20 protein-coding genes and 2 tRNA genes are annotated in these 21,692 nt (G+C 42.5%); 11 read left to right on the forward strand and 11 right to left on the reverse strand.

All coding sequences use genetic code 11. From position 1 onward, the window contains the following. Positions 1–241: 241 nt before the first annotated feature. From IKL48_05605 to IKL48_05635, 7 genes are all read right to left on the reverse strand, one after another. On the reverse strand, positions 242–631 hold the full coding sequence (locus tag IKL48_05605; protein MBR3604127.1) for a hypothetical protein: 390 nt from the start codon (positions 629–631) through the stop codon (positions 242–244). Between the two features lie 68 nt (positions 632–699). Then, positions 700–783 (reverse strand) — tRNA-Leu (locus IKL48_05610). A gap of 118 nt (positions 784–901) precedes the next feature. Next, positions 902–1,810 (reverse strand): bifunctional hydroxymethylpyrimidine kinase/phosphomethylpyrimidine kinase, encoded by a 909-nt coding sequence (locus IKL48_05615; GenBank protein ID MBR3604128.1) that lies wholly within the window; start codon positions 1,808–1,810, stop codon positions 902–904. Then, positions 1,810–2,496, reverse strand: coding sequence for a SurA N-terminal domain-containing protein (locus IKL48_05620; GenBank protein MBR3604129.1), 687 nt, complete (start codon positions 2,494–2,496; stop codon positions 1,810–1,812). Before IKL48_05620 ends, IKL48_05615 begins: the two co-directional genes overlap by 1 nt. A gap of 11 nt (positions 2,497–2,507) precedes the next feature. Then, the gene (locus IKL48_05625; protein MBR3604130.1) at positions 2,508–2,894 is read right to left on the reverse strand and encodes a polymer-forming cytoskeletal protein; all 387 of its coding nucleotides are present in this window, start codon (positions 2,892–2,894) and stop codon (positions 2,508–2,510) included. Between the two features lie 15 nt (positions 2,895–2,909). Beyond that, on the reverse strand, positions 2,910–3,830 hold the full coding sequence (locus IKL48_05630; protein MBR3604131.1) for a M23 family metallopeptidase: 921 nt from the start codon (positions 3,828–3,830) through the stop codon (positions 2,910–2,912). Between the two features lie 38 nt (positions 3,831–3,868). Further along, a complete protein-coding gene (locus tag IKL48_05635; GenBank protein ID MBR3604132.1) occupies positions 3,869–5,704 on the reverse strand; it encodes an N-acetylmuramoyl-L-alanine amidase in 1,836 nt (611 codons plus the stop codon). A 25-nt stretch (positions 5,705–5,729) separates the two neighbouring features. On the opposite strand from IKL48_05635, the gene IKL48_05640 reads away from it, so the two are divergent. Genes IKL48_05640 through IKL48_05655 form a run of 4 tightly spaced genes read left to right on the forward strand, consistent with a single transcriptional unit; the run spans position 5,730 to position 8,992 of the window. Next, on the forward strand, positions 5,730–6,482 hold the full coding sequence (locus tag IKL48_05640; protein MBR3604133.1) for a Nif3-like dinuclear metal center hexameric protein: 753 nt from the start codon (positions 5,730–5,732) through the stop codon (positions 6,480–6,482). A 13-nt stretch (positions 6,483–6,495) separates the two neighbouring features. Then, the gene (locus IKL48_05645) at positions 6,496–7,728 is read left to right on the forward strand and encodes a M20 family metallo-hydrolase (GenBank protein ID MBR3604134.1); all 1,233 of its coding nucleotides are present in this window, start codon (positions 6,496–6,498) and stop codon (positions 7,726–7,728) included. 10 nt (positions 7,729–7,738) lie between these two features. Then, positions 7,739–8,155, forward strand: a complete 417-nt coding sequence (locus IKL48_05650; GenBank protein ID MBR3604135.1) for a type II secretion system protein — start codon at positions 7,739–7,741, stop codon at positions 8,153–8,155. Between the two features lie 54 nt (positions 8,156–8,209). Beyond that, positions 8,210–8,992, forward strand: a complete 783-nt coding sequence (locus IKL48_05655) for a prepilin peptidase (protein MBR3604136.1) — start codon at positions 8,210–8,212, stop codon at positions 8,990–8,992. Positions 8,993–9,048: 56 nt separating this feature from the next. Here IKL48_05655 and rdgB read toward each other — a convergent pair whose 3' ends face one another. The 4 genes from rdgB to IKL48_05675 all read right to left on the reverse strand — a co-directional run bounded on the left by rdgB (position 9,049) and on the right by IKL48_05675 (position 15,332). Then, positions 9,049–9,651 carry an RdgB/HAM1 family non-canonical purine NTP pyrophosphatase gene (gene rdgB / locus IKL48_05660; protein ID MBR3604137.1) on the reverse strand — a complete coding sequence of 201 codons (603 nt, stop codon included), beginning with the start codon at positions 9,649–9,651 and terminating at the stop codon, positions 9,049–9,051. An 8-nt stretch (positions 9,652–9,659) separates the two neighbouring features. Further along, on the reverse strand, positions 9,660–11,117 hold the full coding sequence (locus IKL48_05665; GenBank protein ID MBR3604138.1) for a M20/M25/M40 family metallo-hydrolase: 1,458 nt from the start codon (positions 11,115–11,117) through the stop codon (positions 9,660–9,662). 141 nt (positions 11,118–11,258) lie between these two features. Next, complete coding sequence (gene pepT, locus IKL48_05670) at positions 11,259–12,605, reverse strand: peptidase T (GenBank protein ID MBR3604139.1); 1,347 nt, start codon at positions 12,603–12,605, stop codon at positions 11,259–11,261. Between the two features lie 9 nt (positions 12,606–12,614). Continuing rightward, on the reverse strand, positions 12,615–15,332 hold the full coding sequence (locus IKL48_05675) for a valine--tRNA ligase (GenBank protein MBR3604140.1): 2,718 nt from the start codon (positions 15,330–15,332) through the stop codon (positions 12,615–12,617). 129 nt (positions 15,333–15,461) lie between these two features. Here IKL48_05675 and IKL48_05680 point away from each other — a divergent pair, with 129 nt between their 5' ends. From IKL48_05680 to ptsP, 7 genes are all read left to right on the forward strand, one after another. Continuing rightward, complete coding sequence (locus IKL48_05680; GenBank protein MBR3604141.1) at positions 15,462–15,728, forward strand: hypothetical protein; 267 nt, start codon at positions 15,462–15,464, stop codon at positions 15,726–15,728. A gap of 85 nt (positions 15,729–15,813) precedes the next feature. After that, positions 15,814–15,903 (forward strand) — tRNA-Ser (locus IKL48_05685). A 91-nt stretch (positions 15,904–15,994) separates the two neighbouring features. Further along, a complete protein-coding gene (locus IKL48_05690) occupies positions 15,995–16,792 on the forward strand; it encodes an S-methyl-5'-thioadenosine phosphorylase (protein MBR3604142.1) in 798 nt (265 codons plus the stop codon). 110 nt (positions 16,793–16,902) lie between these two features. Then, a complete protein-coding gene (gene pfkB / locus IKL48_05695) occupies positions 16,903–17,826 on the forward strand; it encodes a 1-phosphofructokinase (GenBank protein ID MBR3604143.1) in 924 nt (307 codons plus the stop codon). A 12-nt stretch (positions 17,827–17,838) separates the two neighbouring features. Further along, entirely contained in the window at positions 17,839–19,755 is a 1,917-nt protein-coding gene (locus IKL48_05700) for a PTS sugar transporter subunit IIA (GenBank protein ID MBR3604144.1), read from the forward strand. Between the two features lie 19 nt (positions 19,756–19,774). Then, positions 19,775–20,032: an HPr family phosphocarrier protein gene (locus tag IKL48_05705; protein MBR3604145.1), complete on the forward strand. Its 258-nt coding sequence runs from the start codon at positions 19,775–19,777 to the stop codon at positions 20,030–20,032. Positions 20,033–20,034: 2 nt separating this feature from the next. Then, complete coding sequence (ptsP, locus tag IKL48_05710; GenBank protein ID MBR3604146.1) at positions 20,035–21,654, forward strand: phosphoenolpyruvate--protein phosphotransferase; 1,620 nt, start codon at positions 20,035–20,037, stop codon at positions 21,652–21,654. Positions 21,655–21,692 lie beyond the last annotated feature (38 nt).

Genomic DNA, 21,692 nt, shown 5'->3' on the forward strand with positions numbered 1-21,692 from the left:
ATAAACAAAGATGGAGAGAGTTTGACAGAAACAAAAAAGCACCTTTTCAGATGTAATATTTTGCCGACATAGAAGTGAAAAGAGGCCTCTTTTGGATTCGTTTATAGAGCGTGCTAAAGAGATACGGATACTTTGACAGCTACCGGCAAGGTCATAAGGTGTAGCTGGCCTTTTACATAGTCACCCGATAAAACAGAGACGGTCAAAGGCAATAACAAAGTTTTTAGTTTCATTACAATTTCTACTTTTTTAGATTTTGCTCTGCTATTACGCAAATCCAAGGTACAATTTGAAGAATATATAAGGTCCAAAAAATTCTTATTATAATTGTGAAGAAAGTATATGGGGCAAGACACCACGAAAAGATGATAAAAGACAAAAGAGCCAATCCATGTATGGTAGCTGCTACATTCAGATAGGGTAGAATATCTTTTGTAGGAATCCCTTTTCCTGCATACACGGTGCTGATAATCGCGATATAAGAGGCTATGACAAACCAACTGCCCCATATCAAAGTAATTCTCCATAAAGAAAGCCCGTCCCACCCCCACGCGACGGCTTTATAGCCAAGGTATGCGATTAATGCAGCCGGAAAAATATTTAATAATAAAGCGAATCGTACAGTTTTCATTGCAAAAATCAGGATTTATTGTGAACAGTAGTTGCAAAAAACCACCTTTTCAGGTGGTTTTAATATTTTACCGGGGAAGGGACTTGAACCCTTAAGCCCGTGCGGGCAATAGTTTTTGAGACTATCCTGTATACCAATTCCAGCACCCCGGCATGAAATCTATATATTTATTTTAACAAATTTTTTTACAAAAGGGAAGTATTTTATAAAATTTTTTTGTTTTTTCTCAAATACCCCATTTAAAAGCGGGGTATTTGAGAAATATTATCACTAAAAACGCAACATAGAGGTATATTCTTTGAGACGTTTTTCAATTTCGCCTTCTTTAATGGAAGCCAAACGTTTGACGCTGAAAGATTCAATAGTGAAAGAGGCCATCACATTGCCAATCATCATCGCACGTTTGATGGCAGATAAAGTGTCCCACTTGCGCAGACTGGCCAGATAGCCCGTTGCTCCGCCGCCAAAAGTATCTCCGGCACCGGTAGTATCGTACACATGCTCTAACACAAAGGGAGGAAACTGTACAATGCCTAATTTGCTGACCAGCATAGATCCGTTGGGGCCTAATTTGATAATAACATGCTTGGCTCCCAATTTAAGAATCTTTTTTCCGGCGGTAATTAAATTATACTCTCCGGTAAGTTGACGCGCTTCGGCTTCATTCAAAAAGAATAAGTCGGTCTTTTTCAATACTTTGAGCAGGGCTTCTTTGCGCGAGCTAATCCAATAGTTCATGGTGTCACAGGCCACCAATTTAGGGTTTTTAACCTGCTTGAGTACTGATAGTTGAAGCTCGGGATCAATGTTAGCTAAGAAAACCGCTTTTGCATTTTTTTGTTCTTCAGACAGAACAGGATTAAAATCCTGAAAAACATTTAAATCCGTAAAATGAGTGGTGGCATTTTTGAGGTCTTTATCATAACTTCCGCCCCAATGAAACGTCTTGCCTTCTTTCACTTCAAGTCCGGAAATATCTACTCCGCATTTTTTAAACGGAGCCTTGTCTTGTGTCGTAAAATCTGTACCGACTACCGCCACAATGTTGGGGAGTGCAAAATAGCTGGCGGAAATGGAGGAGTAGCTGGCAGCTCCGCCCAATACGCGCTCGGCTTTGCCATGCGAGTTTTCTACAGAGTCAAAAGCTACAGAACCTACTATGAGTACACGATTTTTCATTATTGTTCGTCCAAGAAAGTTCTGATTTCTACACGGTTATTAAAATCATCAAAGAAAGCCTGTTGGGCCGTTTCCATTTTGGTTTCAAATAACTGTTTTTCGAAATCTTTTTTATTTTTTTCAAAATTTTTCATATTGCCGTTTTGGGTCAAATAGGCAAAGCGCACTTCTTCCGGCGTGAGTTTATAAATGGAGTACAAAGCCATGCGGAAGCGGTCGGCCAATTTGCTGCGTCGAAATTGTTCTTCAAACTGAGCCGGCGTGACACCCAACTGATGTTTAACGGCATATTCATAGGCGGCTTTATTAAATTTTCCATCTTGGTTAAACTGCGGGAAAGAGTGAATATCCAAAGCCACTTCATAATCTGCCACCGCCAGACCAAATTCTTGGGCAGCTTGATTTAAAATTTCTTCGCTGATTAATCCTTTCAACACTTCTTGATTGAGCCCTTTCATCATATTTTCATCTACATCTACGCCGTTGTTGCGCAAAAGGCGGGCTTGGGCATCGGCCGCTTTAAACAAATTGCGGAAAGTGATTTTGGTATCACCGACGATAGCAGCTGTATCTTTAAAAGAACCTCTTTGGTACGAGTCTAACCCAATATAGGCGATACTGCCGATGAAAAAGCCCAAAGTAATAATTAAAATGGCCTTTTTATATTTGATGAGGAAAGATATCATTTATTGACTCCTTATTCTTTATCTTCTAGTTCTGCAGAAGTTTTTTCGGCACCGCCAATCTTGCACATTCCTTCAATGCGGCCCCCTTCTTCTACAATCATTTTTTGAGCGCGGATGTCACCTTTAATGGCGGCTTTTCCCAATACTTCTAACATTTCGGCACAGACGTTTCCTTCAATATCTCCTCCGCATACAACCGTTGCGGCCGTCACGTCTCCCACGATTTTTCCGCCTTCTCCAACGATTACTTGACGGGCATTATCTACCGAACCTTCCAATTTACCGTCTACGCGCAAAGAACCTTGCACACTTAACGTACCTTGAAAGTAGCATTCCGCACTGACGATGGAAAAATGTTCTCCGGATGCGAAATCAGAATCTTTTTTCAAAAAGCTCATGGCTTCCTCCTAAATTTATTTAAAATAGTTTCTCGGATTGACGGCTTGTCCGTCTTTCCATACTTCATAATGCAAATGAGTACCGGTGCTGCGGCCGGTCGTACCCATAAAGGCAATAATTTGACCGCGCTTTACCACTTCTCCCGGTTTTACTTTAATGCCGGTAGCATGGGCATAAAGCGTGGAATAACCAAATCCATGATCAATAAGTACCGCTTGGCCATAGCCGTTTACCCAGCCTGTATGACGCACCACGCCGTCAGCCGTAGAGACGATGGGACTATCGGGCTTTCCGGCAAAATCCAAGCCTTTGTGCATGCGTCCCGTCGGGCGGCCAAAAGGATCACGCCGATATCCAAAACCGGAACTAATACGAGAAGAAGACGGACGAATGGAAGGAGTGGAGTTTAAGCCTTCTTTTTGATTGGCAAAATACCACGCAATTTCTTGGAAAGAGGCCAATCTTTCTTCCGCCGTTTCCTGCATGCTGTCTATATATTTTTCAAATTCTTCCGTATCAAACTCTTTTAAATCACTGCCAAAAAGTTGCTTGGCGCGGTCATCTTCTTTTTGCTTCTTATCTTGCAAACCTTTGGGTAAATTAATAAATTTTCCACCGGGCATTCCTAACATTTGTCGCATTTGTTGTTCGGTTGTTTGTGTCAAAGATAAATATTTTCTTCCTCGTTCTAATTCGTCGGAAATCAGTTGCATTTTTACACGCATTAATTTGTTGTCGGCCTTCGTTAAATGGTAATCATAGGCCTTACTCCACAACCAAAGAGACCCCAATGTAAAAAGAGCCCAAAGCGCAATAAAAATAACAAAAGTCAGCCCGGTTAGTTTTATCTTTTTAGACGAACCCGCACGAGGCATGATAATTATATCTACCCGATCACTTAAAAAACGGCTGATAGCATTGGTTTTTTTACCCATTACTTCCATTCTATCATATTGTAGAGGCGGAGGGGAATTTAGTGTTGGGAATATTCTTTTTGATAGAAGCTCAAAATGCCTTGATATAAAGTATCGGCCAAAATTTGTTTCCCTTTATCGCTTAATACCCATTCTTCTTGTTCGGGTAAAATCGGAAAAGCGTTTTCCACTAAAATACTGGGAATTTCTGATATGCGCGGAATAAAAAAGACATCATCGGCAATTAACCCATTGTCCGGCAACGGCACATATTTGTTAAACGATTTGTAAATGCTTTCGGCTAAATCAAAAGAGTGCGGATAGGTGTAATAGACAGAGTACCCGCGCGGGGCTGCCAAAGGGTTGCCCGTATCATGCAAAGCATTGTAATGCAAACTGATGAAAATATGCGCTTTTTCTGCCATCGCTTTTTTGTATCGTTCTGTTAAACCGATGAAATTATTGCCTTCGCGCGTCATGATGACGGTGGCACCGGCTTTTTCCAATTTGGCTTTTATACTTTCGGCCAAAGGCAAGGTTAATTCATATTCCAAGAATCCGGAAGGAGTCACCACTCCGTCATAAGGATTGGTACGTTTGGGACTATGACCGGCATCTAATAAAATACGTGCACCTTTTAGCGGATAGGCATCCGTGGCGCAGATAGTGGGGCGATGGTTTAAATCCAAGACAAAGTCTGTCCCTTCGTATCGGTAGGAATGTCCCCAAAGCAATCCGGCCTTAAAATACAAAATGAACTTAACTTGATTCTCCTGCGGTTGAGTCCACTCTATTTTTTCCAATAAAGCCGAAGTGGAATCAAAATTGAAATTTTCTTCAAAGTCCGCCGTATAATAAAAAGACAACTCTAAGCGATTATTAAACTCTTGTACATAAATGGGTACTTGTTTTTGAGAGGTCCAGCGAATTTGCGTTTTTTCAGGATAAGAAATAGCGTCCATTTCTTTCAATACATTGTTTTGATAGCGGTCTGGAGAAAATAGTTTTAACTTTTTTTCCTCCAGCCAAGCAGATTCCTCTGCTGATAAACGCAAGCGATAAAGTCCATTATCCCTTCCATCAATCAATACTTCTCCGAAGGCGCGGTAAAAGGGATAGAGACTCCCTTGATAAACGGGTATTTGGCGTAGTTTTGTGGCAGAATCTTTTACAAAAGCGGGTTGCAAAGGGGTGTCAGGATCCAATATTCTTATTTTTTCTTTTGCCACAATTTTTGCCTTAGTTTTACTTTTTTTATCGTACATGCTGTAGCTGACTTTGACGGAACGAGGGTTTTGATGTTGATGAATGGAAAAACGCGCCTGATATAAACCCGGCTGCCGAGAACTTTCTTTTAATTCTATACTTTTTCCATTTTTAAGACCGTAAAGGTGCGCTTTGACACAAGCACCGGGTGTGCCTCTGGCAGATAAAAGCAAGGTGTCTCCCGGCAAAAACCATGCCGGCTTGGAAGGATATATTTCTTGAGGGTCAAATTTGGCTCTGGCCTGAAATACTTGAATAGGGGTGCCTGCTACTACAATATTACGTTGTGCTTGATAGGTCTTTCCTTCGCTTTGGGCGGTTAACAGAAATTGAAAATTTCCTTGTTCTACAGGTAAAAAAGTCAAAAAGGTGCCATTTTTGTGCAGGGGCACATCTACTCCGTTGATCTGCAAAGAGGGAGATTTTAGATTGATTTTTCCGAATAAATAAATGTTTTTGGCCTCTTTCGGCAGAATGGCTTTTTCTTGCGGATGCTGTACAGTGATGGGGGCATTGCGGGTGGAGTCTGATTCTGTAGCCGGCAAATAAGGAGCCACCGGCAAAATTTCGGCTTTTAACGGGTTAAAAAATAAAAATAAGAAAATACTATAAAAAAATATTTTTTTCATTGTATAAAAATGATAACATAAATCTATGACTACGCGCGAGGACGTCGTTTCTTTTATAAACGACTATTTACAAATATCCAATGTGCCCGACAGCAGCCTTAACGGTTTGCAGGTGGAGGGACGGGATACGGTGCAAAAAATTGTCTTTGGCGTGTCTGCTAGTTTGGAACTTTTTAAAAAGGCCAAACAAGCGGGTGCCGATATGATAGTCGTGCATCATGGGTTATTGTGGGGAAAAGAACAAGCGTTGGTGGGTCCTTTTGGCCGGCGCGTTGCTTTTTTATTGCAAAACCAAATTAGTTTGCTGGGCTACCATTTGCCCTTAGATAAACATCCGGTCATTGGACATAATGCACTTTTGCTGAATAGTTTGCATGCTCAAAATGTCCGTTCGTTTGCTGCTTATCATGGACAAGAAATCGGTTTTTGCGGGGAGATTGAACCGCAAAATTTGAAAGATGTTGTCGCACAACTAGAGCAAACTTGTCAAGCGCATGCTTTGACATTGCCATTTGGAAAAGAAAAAGTGAGCCGTGTAGGCGTTGTAAGTGGCGGTGGCTGGAGTATGTTGCCGGACGGAGTGAAAATGGGGTTGGATTTGTTTATTACGGGAAGTATGGATGAGCCTGCACAGGAAATTTGCCGAGAAGGCAATATAAACGGTGTGGCTCTGGGGCATTACAACTCAGAAAAAATCGGAGTGTGTGCCTTGATGGATTTGGTGGCGAGCAAGTTTGACGTAGAAGTAGAATTTGTAGATATTAAAAATCCTCTTTAAATGGAGAAAGAATATGGCAGAAACGAAAGATTTGTTGAAAAAAATAGATACCTATCGTGATTTTGTAATTGATATACAGACCAAAATGACCGCCTGTCCCGCAGTCAGCCCGGAGGAGGGTGGCTTGGGTGAAGCGGCCAAAGCGGAAGTATTGTTGGCTACGCTGAAAGAAATGAAATTTGACGAAATTAAAGTAATTAATATCAAAGATCCCAAATCTCCCACCGGTGTGCGCCCCAATATTATTGCTAAATATTATGGTCAAAACCGCAAGAAAACTTTTTGGGTAATGGCCCATATGGACGTAGTGCCGCCGGGTGATTTGTCTTTGTGGAAAACCGACCCTTATAAAGCGGTGGTGAAAGGCGATAAAATCTACGGACGCGGTACGGAAGATAATCAACAGGGAATAGTGTCTGGTTTATTGGTAGCCAAAGCGATGATGGATTTGGGCATTCGTCCGTCTGTGAACTATGCCTTATTATTAAATTGTGATGAAGAAATGGGTAGCAACTACGGTATCGAACCGATTCTTAAAAAACACGCCAAGATTTTTGGAAAAGATGATAGTTTTATGGTGCCAGACGGCGGTTGTGCCACCGGTGAAATGGTGGAAATTGCCGAAAAGAGCCAATTGTGGTTGAAGTTTACCACCATCGGCAAACAAACCCATTCCTCTACTCCTGCCAATGGCAACAATGCTTTTATTGCCGGCAGTCATTTGGTAGTGGCTTTAGACGAATTGCATAAAAAATTCCCGAAAAAGGATAAACTTTTCGACGTGCAGGAAAGTATTTTCTGCCCTACCAAAAAAGAAGCCAATGTGCCCAACATCAACAGCATTCCCGGTACGGATATTTTCTACTTAGATTGCCGCGTGTTGCCTTGCTATACGTTGGAGAAAGTGTTGGCCGAAATTAAGAAAATCACTCAAAAAATTGAAAAGAAGTTTAAAGTGAAAATTAAAATTGAGGAAGTATTGCGCGGTGTTTCTAAACCTACCGATAAAAAGGCACCGATAGTTTCTTTGGTGGCGCAATCTGTAAAGGCCGTTTATCGCAATAATCCCAAAATTCAAGGTGTAGGTGGCGGAACGGTGGCAGCTTCTTTGCGCAACGAAGGCTTCCCCGCAGTGGTATATTCTAAGTTAGATGAAACCATGCACCAACCTAATGAATTCTCCAGCATTAAAAACACGATGGGAGATGCCAAAGTGTTTGCTTTGGTGGCTATGGGTTTGAAATAGGAAACGGTTTATGAAGAAAGGCTTTACGCTGTTGGAAATCCTGATTACCGTTGTTTTGTTTGGTGTGTTGCTGAGCTTTACGGTGCCGAAGTTTTTTTCTTTAATCCATAAAGCACAAGAAGGAAGCACCAAACATGAATTGGTAAAACTTCGTACGGCCATTGCTGCTTATTACGGAGAAAATCAGGGTGTGTATCCCACCGATGATTTAGGTTCTTTGATTCCCCGATACATTGAGTCTATTCCACAGGCCAATGTGCCGGGGTTAGAGCCCAGCAATCGAGTGAGTGCAGGAAATTATGAAACTGCTTTTACAAAAACGGGCGGTTGGGCCTATGTCAACGATCCGGTAGATCCGCGTTTTGGGGATATTTTTGTAAATACGGATAAAGAAGACAGCTACGGTAAAGCCTGGCATACACACTAATTTTATGGTCCCTGATAAAAGATCAGGGACTTTTTTTGTAAAAAAGGAGAAAGAATGGAAAATTTGATTTTGCTTTTTTCAGGAATTTTTGGCCTGATTATCGGAAGTTTTTTGAATGTTTGTATTTATCGTATCCCGAAGAATAAATCCATTGTGTGGCCTGCCTCTTTTTGTCCTAAATGTGGCAAACACATTGCTTTTTATGACAATATTCCCGTACTTAGTTATTTAATTTTGTGGGGGAAATGCCGCCACTGTAAGGCCTCTATCTCCTGCCAATATCCTATTGTGGAACTCTTAACGGGTCTTTTGACTGTTTTGTTTGTGTGGCGATGGGGTTTGACCCCTTGGACGGGAGTGTTGTTGGTGGCTGTATATAGTTTAATTATCTTGTCTGTGATTGATCTGGAGTTGATGATTATTCCGGATCGTTTTTCCTTAGGTCTGATTGTGTGGGGCTTGGCATTCTTTTGGCTAAATCCCAACTTTGACGGTACTCTTTTGTCTTGTTTTTTACAAAGTTTAATAGGGGCTGCTGTAGGCTTTTTTGGTACGTTGGCAGTAGCTTTGCTCGGATATGTATTATTTAAAAAAGAAGCTATGGGCGGCGGTGACGTGAAATTAATGGGGGGAATCGGTGCGCTGTTAGGTTGGAAAGGGGTGATTACTACCATTATTTTTGCTTCCGTTTTAGGTCTTGTTTACTCGGTCATCTTGATGATTTTTAAAGGGAAAGGAAAAGGGGACGCCATTGCTTTTGGTCCTTTTTTAAGTGCCGGTGCCTTGATTAATATGTATTATTTGGTGTTGCCGGAAATGTTGGCTATACAGATATAAAATATAACAGAAACAAAAAGCCCCTGCAAACAGGGGCTTTTTTTATGAAAAAAGAGTTATAAGCAAACTAAATATTCGGCTAATTTTTCAAAGGCTTTGGCGCGGTGACTTATTTTGTTTTTTTCTTGTTCGGTCATCTGGGCCAGCGTTTTATCGGTTCCTTCTACCACAAAAATAGGGTCATAGCCAAAACCGTTTGTTCCGCTATATTCACATCCGATCCGACCGTTTAAAATGCCTTCAAAACAGATAGATTTCCCTTGAGGGTCTGACAGGCAGGCAATCGTACAAAAATGCGCCGTACGTTCACTTGTAGCAAGTCCTTGCAATTCTTGTAATAATTTGGTGTTGTTGGCTTGGGTATCGGCTGTAGGGCCGGCATAACGAGCGGTATAAACTCCCGGTTGACCGTTTAAAAAATCTACGGATAATCCGGTATCATCAGAAATAGCCCACAAACCGGAATGTTGAGCCGCGTAAACGGCTTTTAATTCAGCATTTGCTTGTAATGTAAGACCGTCTTCCGGAGGAAGAACCGGCCCTTCTATTTCTTGTAAGGATACATAATCAATATTCTCCCCCTTCTTGGTTTGATGGGGGAGAATATTCATAATTTCTTGAAACTTATGCTTGTTTCCGGTAGCTACCAGTATTTTCATTGGATTTATTATCTTCTGCTCAAATCTCTTTGTAGCTGTTGTTTGTTTTCATGAGCATCAAGGCTTTGTTTGATAGTTTGCTCAATAATATTTAAGCCGGTTTTATAAGCAGAAAACATATCCTTTTCGCTTAACCATTCATAAACGGAATGGACACGTTGTTGCCCTGTCCATAACCCCATACCGGTAATGCCGTGTCTGGCATTCATCATGCCGGGAGTGATGCCTCCGCGCACTGTAATAAAACGGGGGGTGACTCCTGCATCGGTAGCGGCTTGCGCTACAATATTTTTGGTCAAAGGGTGCATTCCGTCAGCTAAGTTTTTGTATTGGCTGGATTCGTCTATCAGTACTTCATTTTTAGTGCCATATACTACGTTTACGTGGTCAATGGCAGATTGTACTAAGTCTTTCATGCGGCTCCATTCATTATCGGTAAAGAAGCGGGCATAACCTTGCAAACGCAGCGATTCCGCTTCGTCTCCCGGTTTAATATCGTGGGCGGCAAAACGGATATAAGGTTCTCTGCCGGAACTTTGATTGGGTTTTAAATCGTTAGCTTGGTTGATTTGTTGTAAAAAAGCACCTAAAACTTCGGAAACTTCTAATCCGTTTTGGGAAGCGGCCTCCGAGGGGTGAGCGGCACGTCCGCGCAAGGTCACCACGAAACCTTTGGCTGTAAAACTTTCTTCCATGATTTCTCCGTCTACCTCTCCGTCAAAATCGTAATAAATTTCAGGTTTGAAATAATCAGTATCTACGCGATGAGCGGCCAAGCCTACATCTTCGCTGGGGACCAACATAAATTGCAATGTGCCATGTGCCATTTGGGGATTTTCGGCTAAGGTTTGGATAAGAGTGACGATGATGGCAGTGCCTGCTTTGTCATCTGCTCCTAAAATAGTGGTGCCGTCTGAAGTGACGATGGTTTGACCGACTAATTGATTTAAATAGGTGTCGGAAGATTGGGGATCTAACACGATACCGTTTTCTTCATTGATGACTACTTTGCCACCCTGATAACTTCTGATTACTTGCGGCTTAATGCCTTTGCCCGGAGCTTCGGGGGTGGTATCGTAATGAGCGCTCATGCCCAATACGGGGACGGTGGCTGTTAATTTTTCTGGAAGGTTAGAGGGGAAATGAACATAGATGTATTTATCTTGAGAAAAATGAATAGAAGGTTTATCTTGGGAAAAGTGAATAGAAGATTCTGCATTGTTTTTGCTCAAAATGCCGCTGATTTCTTGGTACAAAAGTTCGCCCGCTTTGGCTACATCTTCGCTCATGACCCAATCTCCATAAAACTGGCCGTATTGGCTTTGGCTATCCACTTGTACATATTCCAAAAAGCGGTTCAACAGCAAGGAACGATATTTATTGGGTTTTACCGGCGTAAGAGCAAAAACATTGCCGCTACAGAAAATTACGGACAATATTAACAAATAAGAAACAATTTTTTTCATTTTATTTTCTCCTAAAAATCTTCACTGAAAAAATCCTTACTATCATTGTACGAATCTGGTGGGTTTTACACAAGGGTCATTGGACCTAGAAAAAAAATAGGCCCTAAAAACCCCGCTTTTATGCGGGGCTTTTGCTAGAAGTTAAGGTTGAGGTTTTGTTTCCAGATTCCAATAGGAAGTGGTGGTGAGTAAAGTGCGTAAAGAAGCCTCCATGATGTCTATATCTGCATACTCAAGTTGGCTATGTGGGTTAAACATTCCGGCAAAAATATCTGCCGTAGGCAAACCATTAAAAGATAAGAATATGCCGTCTGTTTCTCTACGTGCCGAAACTCGTTTTGGGGTCACTTCCTCTTTAATCATCGCTTGTTCCAATATCTCAATAACTTTTGAGGGGAGTACCTCTTTTACATTCTTGTATTGGTCTTCAAACGAAAGTTCGGTTCCGGTGTTTTTAGGATTTAAGGCTTTAACCGTTTGGAATGTTTGTTTTACAATTTCCGTAAGATCGGTCAGTTCTTCATCGGTAAATGCTCGAATCGTTCCTTTTACCACACTTTGATTTTCTTTGGTTTCAATGGAATTGACGAAAACGAATCCTTGTCTGCCGGAGGTTGTTTCAGGCCGGCGATGGCGTGGCAACAAAGTGTGAAAGTCAGAAGCCATGAGCACGTTGTCTGCAAAGGAGGAATTCATGGCAGAACCGGCATGTACACCGCGTTCTCCGTTAAATACAGCGGTAAAAGAACGGCCGTTAAAATTCTCCACAGTCGTCTCTCCCAAATTTCCACCGTCTACGGTATAAGCATAATCGGCATTTAAATCCGTCAAATCTATCGTTTTGATACCGGTAGAAATTTCTTCGTCTGGCGTAAACGCAATTTTGATGGGGCCATGTTCAATGCTGGTATTTCCCAGTAAATAATCAGCAAAAGTCATAATGATGGCGATGCCGGCTTTGTCATCTGCGCCAAGCAAGGTGCCGCCGGAAGCAGTCATGATATCATGACCGCGTGCATGCAAGAGCTGAGGGCTGTTATATTCTGTTAAACGCAAGTTTTGGGCTTGGTTTATTACGATATCGCCCCCTCTGTATTTGCTATGAATCTGCGGTACTACATTTTTGCCAGAAGAAGATGCAGAGGTGTCTAAGTGGGCCAAAAAAGCAAGCGTGGGTGCCGGTTTGGTGGTTGTGGCGGGAATTTCGGCCGTCACGATACCGCTTTTGCTGATTTTTACATTTTTGGCTCCAATACTTTTCAGTTCTTTCGCCAAGACCTTTCCAAAGGCAAGTTGTCCTTTGGAGGAAGGGACTTTGGCAACATCTGCATTGGAAGTGGTGTCATAGGTGACGTATTTGCTCAGTCTTTGGGAAAGAGCGGTTTTGGCGCTTTGTTTGTTATAGCGCATAACTGCTTTCCAATTTTGTTGTGCTGCCGCACATAGCGGCAACACAACACAGACAAAAAGCGAGAGTAGTTTTTTCATTCTGACTCCTTAGGCTAAATCAGCCAAAGCGGCTTGAGCTTGCGCCAGCAAAGTCTCGGCAGCAGCCAATTCTGCTTTGGTTTTATCAATTTGTTCCTGAGGAGCGTTTTTGATAAAGTTTTCTTGTGACAGGCGAGCTTTGCGAGAAGCAATGTTGGCTTGTGCCGCTGCCATATCTTTTTCCAAGCGTTTCTTTTCTTTATCAAAGTCAATCAAGCCGGTTAAGGGCACATAAATGGCAATCTTGCCAAAAGTAGCCGTAGCCGTTTGCTTGGGTTTTTGCTCATTAATGCCAATCGTTAATTGGTCAATTTTTGCCATTAATTTAATATAAGGAGCATGGGCTTTGACCGTGGCCAACTCTTCCTCATTTTCGGCGGATAATACGGCATTAATTTTTAAACCCGGCGGTACATTAAACTGTGCACGAATGGTGCGGATTTCTTTGGTAATACCCTGTACCGCTTCCATTTTTTTGACGGCTTGTGTGTTTTGTAAAGCAGCATCAAATTCCGGATATTTTTGTTGGAGTAAGAATTCTCCTTCTTCTGCCACATAGGGGCGTAAGCTGGAGGCAATTTCTTCCGTAATAAAAGGAATCAACGGGTGTAAGGCTTTTAATGTGCCGTATAAAATGTTTACGCACAAGGCCATAACATATTGTTTTTCTTCTGTTTGGAAGCGTTGTTTGGCCAGTTCAATGTACCAATCACAAAAATCACCCCACAAGAAGTGATAGAGCGTATTGGCAGTGAGGGCCAAGTTGTATTTTTCAATGCCTTCTCTGGCAGTTTTAATAGCGCAGACATAGCGGTCCAAAATCCATTGATCAGCCAATTCTTTGGCTTGTGTCGGCATGGCTAAAGGCCCCTTGATGCCTTCCATATTCATTAAAATAAAGCGAGATGCATTATAAATTTTATTGCAGAAATTGCGCGCACCGGTGATGCTTTCTTCGGCGTACGGAATATCTTTGCCCGGTACAGCCTGCATAAGCAGAGAAAAGCGCACAGCATCGGTGCCGTATTTGGCCGTCATGTCTAAAGGATCAATAACGTTGCCCAAAGATTTAGACATTTTCTTCCCGCGTTTATCGCGCACAATACCATTTAAAAATACGTCTTTAAAAGGTAATTTTCCTTTAAATTCCAAACCCATCATCACCATACGGGCGACCCAGAGATACAAAATTTCATATCCGGTCACCATAGAGGTGGTAGGATAGAAATAGTTAAGATCTTCGGTTTCTTCCGGCCAACCAAAAACCGATATCGGCCATAAAGCGGAGGAGAACCAAGTGTCTAATACGTCGGGATCTTGGACGAAATGAGTACCGCCGCAAACGGGGCATTTTTCGGGAGAACCGAAAGAAACTATCGGTTGAGCTCCGTCTTCAAAAGAAACTTTGGTTAATTGTTCATTGCCTTGTTTGTCTGTGGCAAAGGTTAAGCCTTTTTCACTACAGTGGCGGCAATACCATACCGGAATGCGGTGTCCCCACCAAATTTGACGAGAGATACACCAATCCTGAATGTTTTTGAGCCAATTGACAAACGGCGTTTTCCAACTAGCGGGGTGGAATTGCAATTCGCCCGATTCTGCCGCTTCAATAGCCGGAGCAGCCAATTTATCCATTTTGACGAACCATTGTTCGCTCATAAACGGCTCAATGGCGCTATGGCAGCGGTAGCAGGTAGAGACGGCATTGTTATACTTTTCTTCTTTGACCAAGAGACCGGCTTCTTCTAAATCTTTAACGGTTTCTTTGCGGCAGACTTCGCGGTCCATACCCAAATATTTTTCGGGGCAGTTAATCATTTTACCCTTATCGTTGATGACCACCATGATAGGCAGGTTGTGGCGTTGGCCTACTTCGTAGTCGGTTGCGTCGTGGGCCGGCGTAATTTTAAGAGCACCGGTACCAAATTCTAATTCTACGGCTTCATCGGCAATAACGGGGATGGCGCGGTTTGCCAACGGAATAATTACTTTTTTGCCGACTAAATCTTTGTAGCGTTCATCTTTGGGATTAACAGCGATGGCAGCATCGGCATAAATGGTTTCGGGGCGGGTAGTAGCGATAACAATACCTTCGCTGCCGTCCTCTGCTTTGTACTGCAAATGCCAAAGTTTGGCGGATTGTTGCTCATGTTCTACTTCAATATCAGATAAAGCAGTGGAACATCTTACACACCAGTTAATCAGGCGTTTACCGCGATAGATGTAGCCTTTTTCCCACAAGCGTTTGAAACATTCATAAACGGATTTGGCGCGTTTTTCGTCCATCGTAAAGCGGAGATTTTCTTTGGAAAGATCCAAACTCCAACCCATCTTTTTAAACTGATTAAAAATAGCATTTCCGCATTCGTTGTACCAATCCCATACGGTTTCTACAAATTTTTCGCGGCCTAAATCATGACGGGTTAAATGTTGTTCTTTAGCCAGTTTCTTTTCAATCACGTTCTGTGTGGCAATACCGCCATGATCGGTACCGGGCACCCAGTAGGCCTCTTCTCCGAACATACGATGAGAGCGGATTAAAGTATCTTGTAAGGTATCATTTAAGGCATGACCCATGTGCAAAGCACCGGTAATATTGGGAGGGGGAATAACAACGACAAAAGGTTTTTTATTCTTATCTACTTTAGCGGTAAAGAGTTTGGCTTCCTGCCATTTGTTAATTAATCTTTCTTCCACTTCTTGTGGTTCATACGCTTTAGGCAACATAATTTTTCATCGGTTTTTAAAATTACGTGATGTGACTTCACGCGCAACCTACCTATATTTTAGCACTTTCAAAAGAAACTAATCATTTTTTGTCTGGTAAAAAAATAACATTTATGTAAAAATATAAGTATGAAAAAAGAACAAGAACCTAAAAAGGAAGTAATAGAAGCCGAAATCTTAGATGAAACCGGTGTGCCGATAGCGGTTTCACAACAGCAAGAGAATCCTCGCGCAGAGTTTTGTCAGGCGCGTGCAGGGTTTTTGACGGGTTTTGTTGCTTTGGCATTTAGTTTTATTATGATGCTTCTGATGGCTGTAGTGACGCTGTTTATTATCTTTCCATTGATGCTTTTGGGCCGTTTGTTGGGATTGCAAATAAAAACTTTTCGCCGCTAATTCTAGACGGTAATTTTTATTTTATTTTTCAAATGCTTTTTAATTTGATATAATTTTTAGGTGCTCTTTTTGCACGTCCGATTTTGGAGAGGTGGCCGAGTGGTTTAAGGCACAGTCCTGGAAAGACTGCATACGGGAAACCGTATCGAGAGTTCGAATCTCTCCCTCTCCGCCATTTAAAACACCCGAAAGGGTGTTTTTTTCTGTCCAAAAATCCACTCATTATTATATAATGCAGGTATCCCACTCTATCATAAGGAGAGAATATGGAAATATTGGACAAAGCAGATATCGGTGTTTTTGGTGGATCCGGATTTTATAGTTTTTTAACCGACGTGGAAGAAGTAAAAATTTCCACCCCGTACGGAGAAACCAGCGACAGTGTTTTTATCAGCAAAATCGGTAATCATCGCGTGGCATTTATGCCGCGTCATGGCAGAAAACATACCATTCCTCCCCACTTGATTAACTATCGGGCCAATGTGTGGGCGATGAAACATTTAGGTTGCAAAAGAGTTATTTCTCCTTGTGCTGCAGGTAGTTTGCAAGCGGATATAAAGCCGGGTGATTTTGTAATTTGTGACCAATTTGTAGATTGGACTGATGGCAGAAAATCTACTTTCTTGGAAGGCCCGTTTGTTCAGCATCCTTCTCCGGTGGACACCTATTGTCCGCAAATGCGTGCGGCCACTAAAGAAACGGCTAAACAACTAAATATCCATCTGCATGAAACGGGTACGATGGTGGTGATTAATGGGCCACGTTTTTCTACAAAGGCCGAGTCTTCTTTTTTCACCAAACAAGGTTGGCATGTGATCGGAATGACGGCTTTTCCGGAGAATTATCTTGTGAAAGAAATGAATATGTGCCCTTTGAATATTTCTTTAATTACCGACTATGATGCCGGTATCAACGGAGATATGCCGCCGGTATCTCATGAAGAAGTGTTGAAAGTTTTTAATAAAAATGTAGAAAACTTAAAAGCATTGCTTTTTCAAATGATTGAAAAATTGCCGGCAGAAGTTTCCGCTTGTCAGTGTGCATCTTCTGTACAGTTGGATTAATTTTTAGCTCTGTTAAGAAAAGCCTTGAGTAAAACAAGGCTTTTCTTTTTTGCTCTAATGAGTGTTAATTTATATAATGAAGAAATAGGACTTTGTGTACAGAAAAAATTATGATTTATACAGTGACTTTTAATCCTTCTTTGGACTATGTGATGTTTGTTCCTCAGTTGCACGTGGGTGAAGTAAGCCGTGCTCAGCGCGAAAGTATTTATCCCGGCGGAAAAGGAATCAATGTGGCCGTAGTAATGGAGCAGTTGGGGTTTGCCTGTACGGCATTGGGATTTGTGGCCGGATATACCGGTCAAGCCATGCTTTCTATGATTAAAGGGCATGTGTCAAATACTGATTTTATTGTTCTTCCGCAAGGGCAGAGCCGTATTAACGTAAAAATTAAATCTACACAAGAAAGTGATGTAAACGGTTGCGGACCGAAAGTATCGCAAGAAAATTTGGAAGAATTACAGCAACGTTTGGATTTGTTGAACAAGGGAGATGTTTTGGTCTTAGCCGGTGCAGTGTCTGCCGGTTTGTCTACGGATACCTATCAAAATATCTTGGCTCGTCTGGAGCAAAAAGAGGTGCTGTGTGTAGTGGATGCAACGGGCGATTTGCTGAAAAAATCTTTAAAATATAAACCCTTTTTGATAAAGCCCAATGCGCAGGAATTGGCGGATTTGTTTGGGGTTTCTTTGCATAGGCAAGAAGATATTATCTTCTACGCCAAAAAAGCACAAGATTTAGGTGCCAGAAACGTATTGGTTTCTTTGGGGGCCGAAGGGGCTTTGCTCGTGTGCGAAGATGGCACCGTACATACTTGTCCTGCCGTAAAACTGACAGGGCCGGTGGTAAATTCCGTCGGTGCCGGAGATAGCATGGTGGCCGGATTTTTAGCGGGTTGGTTGCGTTGCCAAAATTATGCCAAAGCCATGACTTTAGCTTTATCTTGCGGTGCTGCTTGCGTGATGAAAGAGTGGCTGCCCGAGAGAAAAGATATTCAAAATTTGTTAGATAATGCACAAGATTATTCTTTGTAATACGGAGAAACGATGAAAATAACCGATTTATTAAAAGAAGGTTCTATTTTGTTGGGAGCGCAAGTAGGTTCTAAACAAGAAACGATTGAACAAGCCGTCAAACTGATGAGTGCCAACGGCAACGTAAAAGATGAGGCTTTGTATAAACAAGCCGTATTAAACCGTGAAGAACAAAGCAGCACCGGTGTGGGGGAGGGAATTGCTATTCCGCATGCTAAAACCTCCGCTATTACGGCACCGGGCTTGGCTGCTATGACTGTTCCGGCAGGGGTAGATTATGATTCCTTAGATGGTGCGCCGGTTCATTTAGTTTTTTTGATTGCCGCACCCGAGAGCGGTGAAAACGCACATTTGGAAATTTTGAGCCGTCTTTCTACGATGTTGATGGACGAAACCTTCCGCAAAGATTTGTTGGAGGCTCAAGACAAAAAAGATTTTTTAAATATTATTGATCGTGCCGAAGCCGCCACTTTTGCGCAGGAAGAAGCCCAATCCTGTGAAGAAAAAACAGGTTATGATGTGTTGGCTGTCACAGCCTGCCCTACGGGTATTGCTCATACTTTTATGGCGGCAGAGGCTTTGGAAAAAGCCGCTGCCAAAGCCGGTATTTCCTTGAAAGTGGAAACCAATGGATCGGCCGGTATTAAAAATGCTTTAACGGCTCAAGATATCGCCGATGCAAAAGGCATCATCGTAGCAGCCGACAAAGCGGTAGAAATTAACCGTTTCAACGGAAAAAGAGTGATTTTTGTAAAAGTGTCTGAAGGCATTCATCGCCCTGCGGAACTTTTGGAACAAGCCATGCATGGCCAAGTGCCTGTTTTTCAGGCAACTGCCCAAGCGGTAGAAGCAACTAACGGCCCTAAAGATAGCGCATGGCGCAAAATTTATAAATATTTGATGAACGGTGTTTCCCATATGTTGCCTTTTGTTATTGGTGGCGGCATATTGATTGCTTTATCTTTCTTGTTCGATAGTGCCAACGCCGGTACGCCACAATTCGGTACGGGAAATCCTTTATCTTCTTTCTTTAATCAAATCGGCGGTTTGTCTTTCGGTATGATGTTCCCTATTTTAGCGGGATATATCGCTATGGCTATTGCTGACCGTCCTGCTTTGATGCCCGGTATGGTGGGTGGCTTTTTGGCTAAGACGGGGTTGTCTCTTACTTTGCCTCAAGAATTATGGCAGCCCTCCGGCTTTTTAGGTGCTTTGGCGGCGGGTTTTTTGGCGGGTTATTTGATGTTGGCTCTGCGCAAATTGACCAGCCGTTTGCCTGCTTCTTTAGAAGGTATCAAGCCGATGCTCCTGTATCCGTTCTTGGGAATTTTGGGCATGGGGGCTATCATGGTTTTTGTGGTTAACCCTCCTATGGCTTGGCTCAATACCGGTATGAATGAATTTTTGGCCAGCATGAGCACCGGCAGTAAAGTGTTTTTGGGCCTTTTGTTAGGCGGTATGATGTCCGTAGATTTTGGTGGTCCTATTAATAAAACGGCTTATGTGTTTGGTACGGCTTCTTTAGCCAGCCAACAATATGACATCATGGCGGCCGTCATGGCCGGAGGTATGGTGCCTCCGTTGGCGATTGCTTTGAGCACGCTTTTCTTTAAAAACCGCTATACTAAAGCAGAAAGACAAACTACAGCCAGCAATTTTGTGATGGGCTTTTCGTTTATTACAGAAGGTGCCATTCCGTTTGCTGCCGCTGATCCGTTGCGTGTTATTCCTTCTTGTGCCATCGGGGCGGCCGTAGCCGGTGCGTTGAGTATGTGGTTTGGCTGTGGTTCTCCGGCTCCTCATGGTGGTATTTTTGTGGCAGGAGTTATGACTCATGCCGGATACTTTTTGGTTTCATTACTGGCAGGGTCTTTGGTAGGTATGTTCTTGTTGGCTTTACTGAAAAAACCGCTTCCGGTAGAAAAATAAATTTGTAAGGAGATATATTATGAAAGAATTCAGTTATGTAATTCAAGATAAAGATGGTATCCATGCTCGTCCTGCGGGTGTATTGGTGAAATTAGCCAATGGTTTTAAAAGCCATGTTTCTATTTCTAAAGCAGAGAAAAAAGGTGATTTGAAACGCATTTTTTCCGTTATGGCTTTGGGTGCCAAACAAGGCGATACGGTGACTGTTCGCGTAGAAGGTGAAGACGAAGAACAAGCATCCGTGGCTTTAGAAGAAGCTTTGAAAAAGAATTTATAAGCATGAAAGAACTGCAAGGAACGGGCGTTTTTAATGGAGTAGTAGTCGGTCCGGTGTATTTTTATACGCCGGGTCGTTGTGCTGTGTCTGATGAAAAAGTGACAGATGTAGAGCCGGAATTGGCCCGCTTTGAAATTGCCCGCTTGCGGGCGCAACGCCAGCTAAAAAATTTATACGATCAGGCTCTTGCTCAAGCCGGCGAAGAAAGCGCCGCCATTTTTGATATACATCAAATGATGCTCGATGACCAAGATTATATTGATTCTGTACATGGTCTTATCGAGAAAGGGCATGATAATGCTGCTCGTGCCGTTCAAAAAACGGGGGCCCGTTTTGCACGTGTGTTTTCTGAAATGGACGATGAATATATGCAAGCTCGTTCTGCCGATGTGTTGGATATTTCTCGTCGTGTTATTCAGATTTTATGCGGAGCAGAGGGGGAGACGCCGGGATTGGAAGTGCCTTCCATTATTCTTGCAGATGATTTAACGCCCAGCCAAAGCATGCAGTTTGAGCGAGAGAAAGTATTGGCTTTTGCCACTGCCAAAGGTTCTGCTTGCTCTCACATGGCCATTTTGTCCCGTACCAAAGCCATACCGGCTATTGTCGGATTGGGAGAAGAAGCCAATGCCCAGTGGCATGGAAAAACCGCTATTTTAGACGGTGAAAAAGGCCTTTTGTTAATTGAACCGGATGAAGATACGTTGGCTCAAGCAAAAGCCAAAATACAACAACAAGAGCAAGAGGCTAAAGAGTTGGAAGCCCTGAAAGGGACGGAAGACCGCACCCATGACGGACGGGAGATAAAACTTTTTGCTAACGTGGGGAACGTGGAAGAATTAAAAGATGCTTTAGCCCGCGATGCGCGTGGAGTGGGGCTTTTCCGTACGGAATTTTTATATTTGCAATCTTCCGATTATCCTTCGGAGGAGGAACAATTCCGCGTCTATCGTCAGGCGGCACAATTAATGAACGGAAAGAAAATTATTTTCCGGACATTGGATATCGGTGCCGATAAGAATGCTCCTTATTTTGATTTACCAAAAGAAGACAACCCTGCCTTAGGATTGCGTGCGGTACGCTTGTGTTTGGCCAGACCGGATTTGTTTAAAACGCAGTTGCGTGCTTTATTACGTGCGTCTGTTTACGGAAATGTGTCCATTATGTATCCCATGATTACTTCTGTTTCTGAAGTAATGCAAGTAAAGGAAATGGTGGGTAAGGTAAAAGAAGAATTACGCGCCGAACAAGTGCCTTTTAATGAGCATATAGAAACAGGTATTATGATTGAAACACCGGCGGCGGCTTTGGTTAGTGATGAGTTGGCCCCCTTAGTGGATTTCTTTAGTGTCGGAACGAATGATTTGACGCAGTATACTTGTGCTTTAGACCGTCAAAATCAAAGTTTGGACCGTTTTTTAGATATTCATCATCCGGCTGTTTTGCGCTTGATAGAATTGGCTGCTAAAAATGCCCATGCAGCCGGAAAATGGATTGGCATTTGTGGTGAGTTAGGCGGAGATTTAACGCTGACGGAAACTTTCCTTAAAATGGGAATTGATGAATTATCCGTATCTGCGCCGAAGGTATTACCACTGCGCCGTAAGATACAAAGTTTGTAATTGTATATAAATCAAAGCCCCGTATAAAGCGGGGCTTT

Source organism: Elusimicrobiaceae bacterium, from assembly GCA_017520185.1.
Taxonomy (GTDB): Bacteria; Elusimicrobiota; Elusimicrobia; order Elusimicrobiales; family Elusimicrobiaceae; genus Avelusimicrobium.

Excerpts from the sequence above, each read along its gene's own strand:
- IKL48_05625 (MBR3604130.1), bottom strand. The coding sequence starts at position 2,894 with ATGAGCTTTTTGAAAAAAGATTCTGATTTCGCATCCGGAGAACATTTT.
- IKL48_05630 (MBR3604131.1), bottom strand. The coding sequence starts at position 3,830 with ATGGGTAAAAAAACCAATGCTATCAGCCGTTTTTTAAGTGATCGGGTA.
- IKL48_05705 (MBR3604145.1), top strand. The coding sequence starts at position 19,775 with ATGAAAGAATTCAGTTATGTAATTCAAGATAAAGATGGTATCCATGCT.
- IKL48_05690 (MBR3604142.1), top strand. The coding sequence starts at position 15,995 with ATGGAAATATTGGACAAAGCAGATATCGGTGTTTTTGGTGGATCCGGA.
- IKL48_05650 (MBR3604135.1), top strand. The coding sequence starts at position 7,739 with ATGAAGAAAGGCTTTACGCTGTTGGAAATCCTGATTACCGTTGTTTTG.
- IKL48_05655 (MBR3604136.1), top strand. The coding sequence starts at position 8,210 with ATGGAAAATTTGATTTTGCTTTTTTCAGGAATTTTTGGCCTGATTATC.
- IKL48_05645 (MBR3604134.1), top strand. The coding sequence starts at position 6,496 with ATGGCAGAAACGAAAGATTTGTTGAAAAAAATAGATACCTATCGTGAT.
- rdgB (MBR3604137.1), bottom strand. The coding sequence starts at position 9,651 with ATGAAAATACTGGTAGCTACCGGAAACAAGCATAAGTTTCAAGAAATT.
- pepT (MBR3604139.1), bottom strand. The coding sequence starts at position 12,605 with ATGAAAAAACTACTCTCGCTTTTTGTCTGTGTTGTGTTGCCGCTATGT.
- ptsP (MBR3604146.1), top strand. The coding sequence starts at position 20,035 with ATGAAAGAACTGCAAGGAACGGGCGTTTTTAATGGAGTAGTAGTCGGT.
- IKL48_05680 (MBR3604141.1), top strand. The coding sequence starts at position 15,462 with ATGAAAAAAGAACAAGAACCTAAAAAGGAAGTAATAGAAGCCGAAATC.
- IKL48_05640 (MBR3604133.1), top strand. The coding sequence starts at position 5,730 with ATGACTACGCGCGAGGACGTCGTTTCTTTTATAAACGACTATTTACAA.
- IKL48_05615 (MBR3604128.1), bottom strand. The coding sequence starts at position 1,810 with ATGAAAAATCGTGTACTCATAGTAGGTTCTGTAGCTTTTGACTCTGTA.
- IKL48_05665 (MBR3604138.1), bottom strand. The coding sequence starts at position 11,117 with ATGAAAAAAATTGTTTCTTATTTGTTAATATTGTCCGTAATTTTCTGT.
- IKL48_05605 (MBR3604127.1), bottom strand. The coding sequence starts at position 631 with ATGAAAACTGTACGATTCGCTTTATTATTAAATATTTTTCCGGCTGCA.
- pfkB (MBR3604143.1), top strand. The coding sequence starts at position 16,903 with ATGATTTATACAGTGACTTTTAATCCTTCTTTGGACTATGTGATGTTT.
- IKL48_05635 (MBR3604132.1), bottom strand. The coding sequence starts at position 5,704 with ATGAAAAAAATATTTTTTTATAGTATTTTCTTATTTTTATTTTTTAAC.
- IKL48_05675 (MBR3604140.1), bottom strand. The coding sequence starts at position 15,332 with ATGTTGCCTAAAGCGTATGAACCACAAGAAGTGGAAGAAAGATTAATT.
- IKL48_05620 (MBR3604129.1), bottom strand. The coding sequence starts at position 2,496 with ATGATATCTTTCCTCATCAAATATAAAAAGGCCATTTTAATTATTACT.
- IKL48_05700 (MBR3604144.1), top strand. The coding sequence starts at position 17,839 with ATGAAAATAACCGATTTATTAAAAGAAGGTTCTATTTTGTTGGGAGCG.